At 37.2% G+C, this 14883-nt stretch carries 13 protein-coding genes, 2 pseudogenes and 1 riboswitch; of the genes and pseudogenes, 11 read left to right on the top strand and 4 right to left on the bottom strand.

Annotation, left to right across the window (positions count from 1 at the left end; translation table 11 throughout):
- Positions 1-41 precede the first annotated feature (41 nt).
- The 3 genes from YWA_RS0104610 to YWA_RS0104600 are packed head-to-tail and all read left to right on the top strand — an operon-like array spanning position 42 to position 3714.
- On the top strand, positions 42-527 hold the full coding sequence (locus YWA_RS0104610; RefSeq protein WP_026718585.1) for a DUF2271 domain-containing protein: 486 nt from the start codon (positions 42-44) through the stop codon (positions 525-527).
- 7 nt (positions 528-534) lie between these two features.
- Complete coding sequence (locus YWA_RS0104605; protein ID WP_022827325.1) at positions 535-2733, top strand: PepSY domain-containing protein; 2199 nt, start codon at positions 535-537, stop codon at positions 2731-2733.
- 9 nt (positions 2734-2742) lie between these two features.
- Positions 2743-3714, top strand: a complete 972-nt coding sequence (locus tag YWA_RS0104600) for an FAD:protein FMN transferase (RefSeq protein WP_022827324.1) — start codon at positions 2743-2745, stop codon at positions 3712-3714.
- Between the two features lie 275 nt (positions 3715-3989).
- Here YWA_RS0104600 and YWA_RS15870 read toward each other — a convergent pair.
- Positions 3990-4598, bottom strand: a pseudogene (locus tag YWA_RS15870) (DUF6607 family protein); the annotation flags it as partial.
- A 205-nt stretch (positions 4599-4803) separates the two neighbouring features.
- Positions 4804-5460, bottom strand: coding sequence for a sensor histidine kinase (locus tag YWA_RS0104590; RefSeq protein ID WP_262493608.1), 657 nt, complete (start codon positions 5458-5460; stop codon positions 4804-4806).
- A 235-nt stretch (positions 5461-5695) separates the two neighbouring features.
- Positions 5696-5794: riboswitch (TPP riboswitch) on the top strand.
- 115 nt (positions 5795-5909) lie between these two features.
- Here YWA_RS0104590 and thiS point away from each other — a divergent pair.
- The 8 genes and pseudogenes from thiS (at position 5910) to moeB (ending at position 13039) form a co-directional block, all read left to right on the top strand.
- Entirely contained in the window at positions 5910-6113 is a 204-nt protein-coding gene (gene thiS, locus YWA_RS0104585; protein ID WP_022827322.1) for a sulfur carrier protein ThiS, read from the top strand.
- Positions 6114-6160: 47 nt separating this feature from the next.
- On the top strand, positions 6161-8020 hold the full coding sequence (gene thiC / locus YWA_RS0104580) for a phosphomethylpyrimidine synthase ThiC (RefSeq protein WP_022827321.1): 1860 nt from the start codon (positions 6161-6163) through the stop codon (positions 8018-8020).
- 33 nt (positions 8021-8053) lie between these two features.
- Positions 8054-8641 carry a thiamine phosphate synthase gene (locus YWA_RS0104575; RefSeq protein ID WP_022827320.1) on the top strand — a complete coding sequence of 196 codons (588 nt, stop codon included), beginning with the start codon at positions 8054-8056 and terminating at the stop codon, positions 8639-8641.
- Positions 8634-9413 (top strand): hydroxymethylpyrimidine/phosphomethylpyrimidine kinase, encoded by a 780-nt coding sequence (locus tag YWA_RS0104570; RefSeq protein WP_022827319.1) that lies wholly within the window; start codon positions 8634-8636, stop codon positions 9411-9413. Before YWA_RS0104575 ends, YWA_RS0104570 begins: the two co-directional genes overlap by 8 nt.
- A 15-nt stretch (positions 9414-9428) precedes the next feature.
- A complete protein-coding gene (gene thiE, locus YWA_RS0104565; RefSeq protein ID WP_022827318.1) occupies positions 9429-10082 on the top strand; it encodes a thiamine phosphate synthase in 654 nt (217 codons plus the stop codon).
- Between the two features lie 3 nt (positions 10083-10085).
- A pseudogene (locus tag YWA_RS14640) lies at positions 10086-10858 on the top strand (thiazole synthase).
- Entirely contained in the window at positions 10851-11972 is a 1122-nt protein-coding gene (gene thiH / locus YWA_RS0104555) for a 2-iminoacetate synthase ThiH (protein ID WP_022827317.1), read from the top strand. The pseudogene YWA_RS14640 and the gene thiH overlap by 8 nt, the downstream one beginning before the upstream one ends.
- 11 nt (positions 11973-11983) lie before the next feature.
- On the top strand, positions 11984-13039 hold the full coding sequence (gene moeB, locus YWA_RS0104550) for a molybdopterin-synthase adenylyltransferase MoeB (protein WP_022827316.1): 1056 nt from the start codon (positions 11984-11986) through the stop codon (positions 13037-13039).
- Between the two features lie 265 nt (positions 13040-13304).
- Here the strand turns inward: moeB and trhA are convergent, their stop codons facing one another.
- Together trhA and YWA_RS0104540 are read right to left on the bottom strand one after the other, a co-directional pair.
- Positions 13305-13943, bottom strand: a complete 639-nt coding sequence (trhA, locus tag YWA_RS0104545; protein WP_022827315.1) for a PAQR family membrane homeostasis protein TrhA — start codon at positions 13941-13943, stop codon at positions 13305-13307.
- Between the two features lie 102 nt (positions 13944-14045).
- Complete coding sequence (locus YWA_RS0104540) at positions 14046-14612, bottom strand: YceI family protein (RefSeq protein ID WP_026718582.1); 567 nt, start codon at positions 14610-14612, stop codon at positions 14046-14048.
- Positions 14613-14883: the final 271 nt, after the last annotated feature.

Genomic DNA, 14883 nt, shown 5'->3' with positions numbered 1-14883 from the left:
TGATTTCCGTTCAAAAAATACTTTTATTTAAATAGTACAATATGAAAAATAATCTAAAATTATGGATGGTTGGTTTACTAGTACTTTTAGTAAATCTGAATGTTTCAGCACAAGAAGCTAAATATAAATGCATGCTTCAAATGACGAATTACGACGGATTAGAAGCGTATGTAATTGTTTCATTGATCGATGCTCAAGGCAACTACGAAAAGACTTTGTACGTTATGGGTCCTGATAAACAATGGTATAACGGCTTCAAGGAATGGAATAAAAAATTGGGTAAAAAGAAGGAAAATTTGAGTGCAATGACGGGCGCTTCCATTGCAGCTGGAAATAGAAGTATTACGACTTTTTCACTTGATGAATCTAAAATGAATAAAGGCTACAAATTGCGTTTTGAAACCGCTGTTGAAGATGATATGTACAACGTAAAAGATGTTGAAATTCCTTTAACAACAGAAGGAATTTCAACAAAAACAGAAGGTAAAGGTTACATTAGATACGTAAAACTTAACAAAGTTCAGTAAATAAAATATGACAGCATCAATTTGGAGGTATGCACATTTGGTGCTGGCTATTTTAGCATCATTCGTTTTAGTAATTGCTTCTTTAACTGGAGTGGTACTGGCGATTGATACGGCAAACGAAAAAACTAACCCGTACGGTGTTGCTAATTTCGATGAAATAACGCTGCACCAATTTTTACCGGCATTAAAAGCTAAATATCCTGAAATTACTAACATTTCAGTTGACCACAATCAGTTTGTTTCACTTGAAGCATTTGATGCAGAGGGTAATGAAATCAAAGGGTATATCAATCCCAATTCAGCTGAAATTCTTGGAAAAACAATCGAAAAAAGCGAATTTGTAAAGTGGAATATTACTTTACATCGGTCTTTATTTCTCCATGAAACTGGTCGTTTCATCGTTGGTTTTGCCTCCTTTCTCTTTTTTCTAATTGCAATTTCTGGAGCCATATTGTTGATTAAAAGACAAAATGGAATTTTAAAATTCTTTTCTAAAGTCAGCTCTGATTCTTTGTCGCAGTATTTACACGTTGTGACTGGGAGAATTATGCTGATTCCCGTTTTGATTATTGCTTTAACTGGAACTTATTTATTTTTAATTCGCTTTGAAATTATTCCTAAAGAAAAAGTTAGCAAAACATCGTTCGCCGAAAATAAAACTCTAGCAAAACGTACTATAAGTGATTTTGCTGTCTTTAAAGAAATAAAACTTGCGGAAGTTTCTAAAATCGAATTTCCTTTTATGGAAGACGATCCGGATGAATTTTTCGTATTGAAATTGAAAGACCGCGAACTCACGCTGAATCAAATTACCGGTCAAATTGTAGCTGAAAGAAAATATCCTTTTACCCACCTTGTCGAAAAGTTTAGTTTTGATTTGCATACTGGCCAAATACATTGGGTTTGGTCACTTATTTTAGCGTTTGCGTCACTCAACATTTTGCTGTTTATTTATTCCGGATTTGCCATTACTTTAAAGCGTACGAAGACGAAAGTAAAAAATAAGTATAAAGCCAAAGATTGCGAATTCATTCTTTTAGTTGGTTCGGAAAACGGGACGACTTTTGGATTTGCAAATCAGATTCACATTCAATTGCAAGCTAATGGAAAGAAATCGTATTTGACGGATATGAATCATTTTGCTGCGTTTCCAAGGGCAAAACAGTTGGTTGTTTTTACGTCCACTTACGGTATAGGCGAAGCACCGACAAACGCTTCTAAATTTGAAAAACTAGTAAATCAATTTTCTCAAAACCAAAAAATCGCTTATTCAGTTGTTGGATTTGGTTCAAAATCGTATCCTGATTTTTGTGAATATGCCAAAAAAGTAGATGAATTATTGGCACAACAAAGTTGGACTCAAAAAGCACTTGGACTTTATACCGTAAATGATAAATCGGCAGAGGAATTCACGAAATGGGTGGCTGATTGGGCAAATATAAATACGCTTGCCATTGCAACAGCTCCGTCTTTGTACAGTCAGAAATTACCAAAACTACAGCAGTTGAAAGTAATTGATAGAGCGGAAATTACTTCAGACGACGTCACGACTTTCCGAATTAATTTGAAACCAAATTTGTTTACCAAATTCAAATCAGGTGATTTATTGGCTATTTATCCGAAAGGCAATTCTATTGAGCGTTTTTATTCGGTTGGAAAAGTCAATAATTCAGTACAATTAATTGTTCGTTTGCATCGAAATGGTTTGGGTTCTCCATTTTTATATGATTTGGAAAATGGCATTGAAATTAAAGCACGATTAATTAAAAATTCGCATTTTCATTTTCCGAAGAAAGCGTCCAAAGTGGCTTTGATTTCAAATGGAACCGGAATTGCGCCTTTTTTAGGTATGCTTGACGAAAATAAAAAGAAGATAGAAACGCATTTGTACTGTGGTTTTCGCAAAGAAAATGAGCTTACGAAACGCTATGTTGAAATTGCTGACAAACATCTACAAGACGCGAAATTGAAGTCTTTTCATCTCGCTTTATCTCGACAAGATTCGCCTCAATATGTGATGGATTTGATTCTTCGCGACCAAGAATTTTTCCTGACCTTATTGAAAACTAATGGCGTTATTATGATTTGCGGTGCTTTAAAAATGCAAAAAGATGTTGAATCGGTGTTAACTTGCATTTGCGAAAAAGACGGATGCGATTTTCAAACATTTAAGTCAAATGGTCAAATTTTAGCCGATTGTTATTAAATTTATAAAATGAAAATTTCTCAATTCAGTTTCACTATAAGTCTACTTTTCTTTACTTTCTGCACATTAGCTCAAGTTCAAGAAACAAAAACAGCCAATTTGATGGGAAGCGTTTTTCAAATCACAATTGTGGACAAAGACAGTTCTTCGGCTCGAGAAAACATTCAAAAAACCATTGACGAAATTGAACGAATAGAAAATTTAATTTCGGAATGGCGGCCGGAAACACAAATTTCGCAAGTCAATCACAATGCGGGAATAAAACCGGTAAAAGTGGATCGAGAAGTGTTTGAAATTACCAAAAAAGGCATCTTGTTTTCAAAAATAACAAACGGTGCTTTTGACATTAGCATTGTGGCTATGGACCGAATTTGGATATTTGACGACAGTATGGAAAAATTACCTTCCAAAAAAAGTATCAAAAAATCGGTTGAGAACGTAAACTACAAGAACATTGTTTTAGACTCCATTAATTCTACCATTTATCTTTCAAAAAAGGGAATGAAAATCGGTTTTGGTTCCATTGGTAAAGGATATGCCGCAGATAAAGGGCGACAGTTGATGCAATCTTTAGGTATAAAAGGAGGAATTATAAATGCTGCTGGAGATATTTCGACTTGGGGTACTCAACTCGATGGTCAGCCGTGGAAAATTGGCGTAAACAATCCTTTTGAAACCGGAGAAACAATTGCTGTTTTAGCATTTTCGACTGATAAAGCTGTTACCACTTCTGGCACTTATGAAAAGTATGCTGAAATAGATGGCAAACGCTATTCGCACATTATCAATCCGAAAACTGGTTTTCCCTCCATGGGAATAACTAGTGTCACAATTATTGGCGAAAATGCCGAAATGTGCAATGGATTCAGTACTTCGATATTGGTTTTAGGTCTGAAAAAAGGACTTAATTTGATTAAAAAATATCCTGAATATGAGTATGTTATTTTAACTAATGAAGGTAGCGTGATTCGGAATTTTTAAGTCGTAAGAAGTACTTTCGTTTGAAATTATTCACTTAAGAATTATGCTGTGTTTCTTTTCGTCGGAAATAGAAGTCTTATATTAGCTACAACTTCTATTTGTATCCTTCTCTAATGGTTAAAATACTTTAGTGGTTCAAGCCATTTATTATTTAAATTTAAAAAGCCATTTACTGCATACTTTGAAAATTATAAGTCGAAATTTACATCTTGTTTAAAAACTAAAAAGCCTCCAATTCTGCTGAATTTGAGGCTTTTGTATTTAATTGTTATTAGTTAGCTTTTCACGAAACTATCAATAATTTTATCCGTTTCTGCTTTCGGCGTATCAGCTTTCAAGTCGAATAAATAGGAGTATAGTGGTTTTTTGTTCACTCTGTTTTCTAAATTCAAATCCATTTTACGATTAAAAACGGTTTGCCATTTATCGCGAACGTTTTTCCACATTGCCGCATTTTCTTTCCAGTATTTTTGACCTGCAAGACATTTTGAATCGGCTACTTTTCTGTAGTAATCGGTTCCTTTTTCTTTCGCAATCATCACGTCTTTTCCGTTTTCTTTCCGCAATATTTTAACGTTGTCCTGGTCGTGAATCCATCCGTCTTTAGTGATTTCATGCACGTTTGTACGGTTTAAAACGTTGTAATCTTTTCGGATACTTTCTTCTCTTCTTGGCAGTGGCGCGTCCGTATTGTCTTCCCAATAATGACGGCCGTCAACGTGAACCCAGCTTGCACTTCCCTCGTAACGCGGACTGTCATCTACTTGAAAAACACGTTGTGTCCATTGTCCTTTTACGTCATTTTTAGAAAGCGTTTGGTATTTCCATGTTTTGTCTTTGTAAAATTGGTAAAAAGAGGTGTTTTCAAATTCCCAATCTTGTCTCCAGTGTTTTACTGGATATGCAAATTAAAAGACGGAAAGATTGATATAGGTAGGGGAATTGGAATTTAAAGCTTCTAGGGTAGGGAACGATGGCTAGTTCTATAGACCTTGGAAGGCAAAACGGTATGGGAGAACTTTCTTTTATGGAGGTTATTTTTGTTACGAATCCACTCCTTTACGCTACAGAAACGGGTGCGCTGTTTTGCTACACCCTTTTAAGAGAAACAGTGAACGTACTACCTGATCCAAATTCACTTTCAACTGTGATTGTACCTTCTTGGGTTTCGATAAATTCTTTACTGATGGCAAGTCCAAGGCCAGTTCCCTCTTTTTTTGTACTAGGTACGAGGAAATAGCGGTTAAAAATCTTCGTTTGGTACTGTTCTAAAATGCCTTGGCCATAATCGCGAATGGAAAATGCAACCTTGTTTTCTGCTGTTTTCAATGCAATTAAAATGGTGGCATTTTCATAGGAATACCGAATTTCATTTGATAAGATATTGGTAAAAACCCAAACTGTTTTTTCAAAATCAGCTTGAACGTCTGGCAAATTTTCACTAAAGTCAGTTCGTATGGTAATGTTTTTTTGTTCCGCCTGTATTTGCGTAGCTTCCATCGCTGCTTTTATAATTTTGGTGGGTTCGTTTGACGTCATTGTCAATTCCATGTTTCCACTTTCTAACTGTGTCATGTTGAGCAATTCGCCCGTTATTTTCAGGAGTCGGTTGCTTTCGTCCGTGATGCTATCAATTAAATGGGCTTGTTCTTCATTTAGTGTTCCAATTTTTGTATTTTTCAGCAGAGCGGTACTCATTTGGATTGATGAAAGTGGTGTTTTAAATTCGTGTGTACCACAAAACAGCTTTTCACTTGAACAGCTGTTTTTTTATGCATTTTAATCTGAAGTGCTTCTCGAAGAAAACAAATTTGTATGTGGGTTACTAACGGATCTACTAAACTACCAAGGACTGAAATTACGTAGAAAATGCCGTATTCTTTCCGCTTTTAAATACAGCTCAAATCGCACTTCTGCCGTACTAGTTTTTTTAAAAATAAGTTAAACGTGTACTTGTATACTTTTTTGTTTACATTTGCGGCGTAAACTTTAGGGGTGTTCTAAAATTCTTTAGATCTGAGAAAGACCCTTTGAACCTGACATGGCTAATACCAGCGAAGGGAAAAGTTGAAAACATCCAGGCAGGTGTTTACGCGTCTTTTCATAAACGTACATTTCTTAAAATGTAAGTTCATTTCATCGTAATTTCTCATTAAAAATTCCCCATTTACAGTTTACCTTTAAAACACTGTAAAATGATAACGATCCGCGTCAACGACCAAATTTTAGAAACCCAGAAAGAGTGCAATCTCCTACAAGTACTACAAATACTCCAAATTTCAGGGGACGGAATTGCTATTGCCGTTAACGAAACGATTGTTTTAAAATCCCGCTGGTCCTCCACAACTTTAGCTCAAAACGACACACTTCTAATTATTGAAGCTACCCAAGGTGGCTAAATAATTCATGCTACTTCTATACATAAACTACTAAATAACAACTTATAATGAAAACCAAAGACACAGCGCCTAAAGAAGGACAAATTACACGAAAGCCTTTTCCCAACTCCACAAAAATTTACGTTCCCGGTGTTTTGCATCCGCAAATTAAAGTTGCGATGCGCGAAATTCACTTAAGTGACACTACAGATTCGATGACAAAAAAGAAAACGCCAAACGAATCGGTTACTGTTTACGATACTTCCGGTCCGTACACAGATCCAAATAAAACGATCAATGTGCATGCAGGAATTGAACGTATTAAAGAATCTTGGATCATGGATCGCGATGATGTTGAGCGTTTAAATGAATTTTCATCAAACTATTGCAATGAAAGATTGAACGATAAAAGCCTCGATCACATGCGTTTTTCTTTATTGAAAAAACCGTTACGTGCCAAGAAAGGGCAGAATGTAACCCAATTGCATTATGCTAAAAAAGGAATAATCACGCCTGAAATGGAATACATTGCTATTCGTGAAAACCAGCGAATTGATGAGATGACCGAAATTAGAAAGCAACATCCCGGAGCGCATTTTGGAGCGTCTATTCCTGCGAAAATCACACCCGAGTTTGTCCGTTCTGAAGTGGCTCGAGGACGTGCAGTTATTCCTTCAAACATCAATCATCCCGAAGTAGAACCGATGATATTAGGTCGGAATTTTTTAGTAAAAATCAACGCTAATATTGGAAATTCAGCGGTAACTTCTTCGATTGAAGAAGAAGTTGAAAAAGCAGTTTGGGCATGCCGTTGGGGAGCCGACAACATTATGGATTTATCCACGGGACAAAATATTCACGAAACCCGCGAGTGGATTATTCGTAATTCGCCTGTACCGGTTGGAACGGTTCCCATTTATCAAGCTTTGGAAAAAGTGAACGGAGTAGCCGAAGATTTGACGTGGGAAATTTTCCGCGATACATTAATCGAACAAGCAGAACAAGGCGTTGATTATTTCACCATTCATGCCGGCGTTTTACTGCGATACATTCCGATGACTGCAAATAGAGTGACGGGAATTGTTTCGCGCGGCGGATCTATCATGGCCAAATGGTGTTTGGCACACCACAAAGAAAGTTTTTTATACACACATTTTGAGGACATTTGCGAAATTTTAAAACAGTACGACGTTGCCTTTTCGTTAGGCGATGGTTTACGTCCCGGTTCTGTGGCTGATGCCAATGACGAAGCGCAGTTTGCGGAATTAGAAACCTTAGGAGAACTGACGCAAATTGCCCGTAAACATGAAGTCCAATGTTTTATCGAAGGTCCCGGACACGTTCCGATGCACATGATTAAAGAAAATATGGAGCGCCAAATTGAAGTCTGCGATGAAGCTCCTTTTTATACTTTAGGTCCATTGACTACAGATATTGCACCTGGTTACGACCACATTACGTCTGGAATCGGTGCGGCAATGATTGGTTGGTACGGTTGCGCAATGTTGTGTTATGTGACACCAAAAGAACATTTGGGTTTGCCCAATAAAGAAGATGTTCGCGTAGGAGTAGTAACTTATAAATTAGCCGCACATGCTGCAGATTTAGCAAAAGGGCATCCGGGATCGCAACATCGGGACAATGCGTTAAGTATGGCGCGTTTTGAATTTCGTTGGGAAGATCAGTTTAATTTAGGTTTGGATCCAGAGCGTGCTTTGGAATACCACGATGAAACTTTACCAGCTGATGGTGCTAAAATCGCGCATTTTTGTTCGATGTGTGGACCAAAATTCTGCTCGATGAAAATTTCACAAGAAGTAAGGGATTTTGCTGCAGCAAATGATATTGTGGACAACGAAGTTATTCAAAAAGGCATGCAAAGTAAATCCAAAGAGTTTAACGACAAAGGTTCCGAAGTATATTTGTAACTCAAATCTGAATGTTTTTCAAAATAAATTAAAATGATAATAGTAATCGCGCCCGAAAATGATATTCCCAATGAAATTGAACTACTGCATCAATTATTTGAAGCGGGTTTACAGTATTATCATTTGAGAAAACCAAATAAGAATTATGATGAACACGTGGCTTTTTTAAACCAAATTGACGTGCAATTCCACAACCTAATTGTAGTGCATTATTTTCATGAATTGATCAATGATTTTCCGCTGAAAGGAATTCATTTTCAGGAAGCAGCAAGAGAACTGCATTTGGAAGTGCCAAGTGACTATTTTATGAAATTAAACATGTTTGGAAAGACAATCAGCTCGTCGTTTCATCATCCAGAAGATATAGCAAATGCTTCATTTGAGTTTGATTACCATTTATTGAGTCCCGTTTTTTCATCCATTTCAAAGGTGGGTTATGAAGGCAAAGGCTTTGACGTGAATGGAATTAGAAAAACCATTATTGGAATGGGAGGCGTTACGGCAGAAAACTTGGCAGATTTTACAAAATTGGGTTATAAAGGAGTGGGTGTTTTAGGCGGTATTTGGCATTCAGAATCTCCCGTGGAAACATTTAAAAAAATGAAAACGTATTTTGAATAAATTAAATTATATACTCACCATTGCCGGACATGACCCCAGTGGCGGTGCGGGTTTGACTTCAGATATTAAAACATTTGAAGCACACGGATTGTACGGACTTTCGGTTTGTACAGCGGTTACGGTTCAAAATGACATTGCTTTTAAACACTGCGAATGGATTTCTTTAGAAGTAATTCTTGCACAAATAAATTCACTTTTTGAAAGATTTCAAATTGAAGTAGTCAAAATCGGAATTGTTGAGAGTTGGCAAAGTCTTTCTGTTATTACCAATCATTTGCGTCAACTCAATCCGGAACTAAAAATAGTGTTGGATCCGGTTTTAAATGCAAGTGCGGGTTTTGATTTTCACAACGACGAATCACTAGATTTTTTGGACAAAGTGCTAGCCGATTGTTATTTGATAACACCGAATTACCAAGAAATACAAGCATTATATCCAGATAAATTAGTTGAAGAAACGCTAGAATACATTTCAAATAAAACAAATATCTATTTAAAAGGAGGTCATCGAACTGATAAAAAGGGTTGGGATTTCTTATATTACAATAAAATAATCCAACTCAATATTCCCCCTTTGGCGGAAGCCGTAAACGAAAAACACGGCAGCGGTTGCGTATTATCGTCCAGTTTGGCAAGTGCAATTGCTTTAGGCCATTCGATTGAAGGGGCCGCTTTTCATGCAAAAAAATACACAGAAGCCTTTTTAAATTCACATCCGAGTTTATTAGGAATTCATACTTATCCAGCGTTGCCAAAAAAGGCATCGTTCTAAAAAATAACAACAACAATGATAGTACCTAAATTACAGTACATTTCACAAGGAGCAACGACGCAAGAACATTTAGAACACATTCAAAAAGCGTGTAGTGCCGGCGTTGAATTAGTTCAATTGCGATTGAAAAATATTTCCGACGAAGCTTTTTTAGCTGCTGCAAAAGAAGCGCGAACAATCACCGCACATTTTCAAACTAGATTAATTGTCAACGACAATTATAAAATTGCCAAAGAAGTCAACGCAGACGGCGTACATTTAGGTCAATCCGACAGTGATCCAGGGGAAGCACGCGCTTATTTGGGTAATTTTTACATGATCGGCGGAACGGCAAATACGTTAGAAGAATGTCAGATATTAATAGAAAAAGGAGTGAATTACATCGGTCTTGGCCCTTTTAAATTTACGACTACGAAGCAAAATTTAGGTCCTGTTTTAGGACTTGAAGGTTATGAAGCGATTTTGGATGAGTTGAAAACAGAGACACCAATTTTTGCTATCGGCGGAATTGCTTTAGACGATGTAACCGACTTAATGCGTACTGGAATTTACGGAATCGCGACTTCGACGATGTTGACGGCCGACTTTAATAACGTCAGCAAGCTCCATACTTTTCTGAAAGGTGCTGATTTTATGGAGGAAGTTTGGAACAATAATTCACCCGAATAAGCGATGAACGATGTATTAAAAATTGCCGATAAAACCTTTCAATCCAGGTTGTTTACGGGTACGGGAAAATTTAGCAGTTCGGAATTGATGCGCGAAACTTTACTTGCTTCGGAAAGTGAGTTGGTTACTGTCGCTTTAAAACGCGTGGATTTGTCGAATGAATCTGACGCTATTCTGACGCATTTAAATGCAAATCACATTCACTTATTGCCCAATACTTCTGGTGTACGAACGGCGAAAGAAGCTGTTTTGCAGCACAATTGGCTCGAGAAGCTTTGGGAACCAACTGGATAAAATTAGAAATTCATCCCGATCCGCGTTATTTATTGCCGGATCCGATTGAAACACTAAAAGCGGCAGAAGAATTGGTCAAATTGGGTTTTGTGGTTATGCCTTACATTCATGCTGATCCTATACTTTGCAAGCGTTTGGAGGATGTTGGCGTACAATGTGTGATGCCTTTGGGAGCGCCAATTGGAAGCAACAAAGGTTTGCGAACGGTTGATTTCTTGGAAATTATAATTGAACAAAGTAATGTGCCGGTAATTGTAGATGCCGGAATTGGCGCACCTTCGCATGCGGCTTTTGCAATGGAATTGGGAGCGGACGCGGTTCTAGTCAATACGGCAATTGCGGTTTCTCAAAATCCTGTTGCGATGGCAATTGCTTTTAAGAAAGCGGTGGAAGCGGGACGAATGGCTTATTTGGCCAAATTAGCTCCGATTCGGAAGCAGGCGGAAGCGAGTAGTCCACTAACTTCTTTTCTAAATGTCTAGTTTTAAAGAAGTTTTCGAAACCTACGATTGGGATGCCTTGGAACAAGAAATTTATGCGGTTAAAACAGAGCAAGTTCGCGCTGTTTTACGCAAACAAAAAATTACGTTAGAAGATTTTAAAATCCTGATTTCTCCGGCTGCGAAACCTTTTATCGAGGAAATGGCACAACGAAGTAATGCAACTACTAAAAAGCGTTTTGGCACGACGATGCAAATGTACATTCCGCTTTATTTGTCGAATGAATGTCAGAACATTTGTACGTATTGCGGTTTTAGTATGACCAATAAAATCAAAAGGAAGACGTTGACGGATGCGGAGATTTTAAAAGAAGTCAGACACATTAAAAGTTTGGGTTACGACCACGTTTTATTGGTTACTGGCGAAGCAAATCGCACGGTGGGAACGGATTATTTAACAAATGCAATTGAGTTGATTCGACCTTATTTTTCAAATATCAGTATGGAAGTGCAGCCGCTGGAGCGGGAGGAATATGAAATTTTAAGGCAATCTGGACTGTATGCCGTTTTGGTTTATCAAGAAACTTACCATAAAGCGACGTACAAAATGCACCATCCCAAAGGCAAGAAATCTAATTTTGATTATCGTTTGGAAACGCCTGACCGACTAGGGAAAGCAGGAATACATAAAATTGGAATCGGCTCTTTGTTTGGTTTAGAAGATTGGCGTGTGGACAGTTTTTACACGGCTTTGCATTTAAGATATTTACAGAAAACCTATTGGAAAACTAAATATGCCATTTCATTTCCACGTCTTCGACCGCATGAAGGAGAAGTGCAGCCGAAAGTGGAAATGACGGATGCCGACTTGGTTCAACTCATTTGTGCGTACCGAATTTTAGACGAAGATGTGGAATTATCGATGTCCACGCGCGAAAGTGAAGTGTTCAGAAACCACATCGTTCCACTGGGAATTACGTCGATTAGTGCCGAATCTAAAACAAATCCCGGAGGTTATGCAGTGGAAAAAGAATCGTTAGAACAATTTGAAATTTCCGATGAAAGAAGCACTGCTGCAATCAAAGAAATGATTCAATCGCAAGGTTATGAGGTAGTTTGGAAAGATTGGGAACGTAATTTTACCAATGGATTTTGAAGCCAAAAACTATGGAATTAGCACACGAAGAGCAGGAACAATACAGTCGGCATTTACTTCTTGACGAAATAGGAATTTCAGGTCAGTTGAAACTCAAGAATGCTAGCGTTTTAGTAATTGGTGCCGGCGGATTAGGGTGTCCAACGTTGCAATATCTATCGGCAGCTGGAGTGGGAACTATAGGAATTGTGGATGATGACGTAGTTGAAAAAAGTAATTTGCAACGCCAAATTCTCTTTACTCAACATGACATTGGACAAAAAAAAGCAACGGTTGCAGCAAGCCGACTTCAAGCTGTAAATCCACATGTACATTTTGAAATTTATCCTCAACGTTTGTCTGTCGGAAATGCAATTTCAATTTTCGAAAACTATGACATTATTGTTGATGGAACTGATAATTTTTCCACACGTTATTTAATTAATGACGCAGCGGTTTTAGCGAATAAACCGGTCGTATTTGGTTCGATTTACAAATTTAGCGGACAAGTAACCGTTTTTAATTACAAGCAAGGACCTACGTACCGTTGTTTATATCCAAATCCGCCCAAACCCGATGCGATGCCCAATTGTTCTGAAGTGGGCGTTTTAGGCGTTTTACCTGGAATCATCGGTAGTTTGCAAGCGAATGAAGTTTTGAAAATGATTTTAGAAATAGGTACCGTTTTATCGGGAAGGTTGTTGACTTTTGATGCACTTTCGATGAAACAAAATTTGCTCACTTTTGAGAAAAATCACGAAATATACATTGCTAGTTTAGCAGCTGATTATGAAGGTTTCTGTGGTATACCTAAAGAAGTTGTAGAATTAAGTTTGGAAGCATACAAAGCAAATGGGGCTGATTTCAATGTGCTTGACGTGCGTACTTTTCTAGAACGAGAAGCTATTCAATTGGACAGTATTCACATTCCGCTTGACGAATTAGAAGAAAGATGGACGGAATTGGCTGTGGACAAAAGTCTTTTGGTTTTTTGTAAATCCGGTATGCGAAGTAAGAAAGCAATTGCCATTTTGCGCGAAAAAGGTTTTAAAAGAGCGATGGTAAATTTGAAAAATGGATTGGGCTAAGCAGTGTTACACTTGTTAAATACAAATTTATGCAATTCGGTGTTTCGTCATTTCTGATGGGACATTTCACTTTAGCTCGTTTTAGAAAAGAGTAAAGAGATAAAATAACAGGACGTTGTTGTAAAAATTAATTACTTTTAATTGCAATGATGTGCACACTTGTGCCATTTAATTTCAGTCAGGTATTTGAAAAAAAGGTACTAGTTTACCATTTTTCAATGAAGAAACCCTTTAGATCTATCTTAGAATTCCCCTTATTTGGATGCTAAACCGCCATTAAAATGGCTACATAATGGCAAACGGCCGCTGCTAAAACGAAGAAATGCCAAATGGCATGGTTGTAGGGATACTTTTTCCAAACGTAGAATACAACACCCATTAGGTAAAGTACCCCTCCGATAAGAATCATTGTTAAGACACCAAAAGGAATTGCCTCAAAAAAAGTACGCCCGCCAACGACCATAATGCAACCCATAGCGACGTAAGCGAGCGTAGAAACAATTTCCCATTTCCCCGTAAAAAAAATCTTAACAATAATGCCAATTGCAGTCAGACTCCAAAGCACAGTTAGCAATGTAATTCCAAACGTGTTGTTCATGTAAATCAATAAAAACGGCGTGTACGTTCCCGCAATTAAGAAGTAAATGCTGATGTGGTCCAATATTTTAAATACCCGTTTTGCTTCTGCATGTTGGAACCCATGGTAAAGTGTGGACGAGGTAAACAATTGTAAAAAGCAGAATCCGTAAATCGCGGCTCCTACAACGCCCACGGTGTTATCGCTTTTTAAAGCAAAGGCAATCAAAATGGGAATTCCTACGATTCCAAACAGGATCCCGAAACCATGTGTGATGCTGTTTACAAGTTCCTTCTTGATTTCTGTGTGTTGATTATTGACTTGCATAAAAGTGGCTTTTGATGTAGTATCGTGGATTCCTACTACTTTAGGTGTACTGAATGGTTGGTTTTCTTGGGTTCAAGTTTTGAAACTATGGTCAAAATATAATTAAAGCGTACATTCTTTCATTTTCTGCAGATTTGCATTTTGCGCTTCTTTTACAAATTGAATTTTGGCACTTAATTTAATTTCGTCACCAACGAAAATTTCGCCTGCGGCATTTGTTCCATCCCAAGTCAATCCAAAATCCCTGCGGTTTATTTTTCCAGATAAGGATAATTCGATTTTGTCTGATTTGTCTTCGGTAATTGTTTTTTTATACGAATCGATTGCAAGTACGATTGCTTTTGTGGTATTTTTAATCGTTAAATTCGTGTGCAATTCCTTATCGTTTATTGCGAAATTTTCAGCAACAAATAGGAGGTAAGGAAACTGTTCTCTATCGAAAAAGTCGGCTGATTTTAAATGTTCGTCGCGCTTTGGATCATCCGTTTTTATTGAATTTATGGCCGCTTTAAAACAAATTCTTTTAATGGATTCAAAATCTTCGGTTGCTGTTTCGGCTTGACCTTCAATAGATTTGAATTGCCCAATAACATTTGTAACCATTAATTTTCTTACTTTAAAAGTGGCTTCTGTATTTGTAGGATCTATATTCCATTTTGTAATTTTCATGATTTTTATCTTTAGAATTATGAGTACAAAGATAGATAAAATTAAGTAAAGGACAATAATGTCCACTACTAAAATAACAGTTGAAGTATAAAATTTATTTTTTGTTAAAATTCGTTTTTGGTTTCCGAGTTTTACAATAGGGAAGATAGTAGTGTCAAATCCTATTTGGATACGCAGATTCTTACTTGCAAAGCGTTTTTGATTTTGGTGAAGTTTACCGTCATTTTCTTTGACTTTCTTCAATTATAAATCACGTTTCATGCATATTACT

The sequence above is a fragment of the Flavobacterium antarcticum DSM 19726 genome (assembly GCF_000419685.1).
Taxonomy (GTDB): Bacteria; Bacteroidota; Bacteroidia; order Flavobacteriales; family Flavobacteriaceae; genus Flavobacterium; species Flavobacterium antarcticum.
The sequence above is the reverse complement of the archived record's forward strand: the minus strand, read 5'-3'. Positions and strand labels throughout refer to the sequence as shown.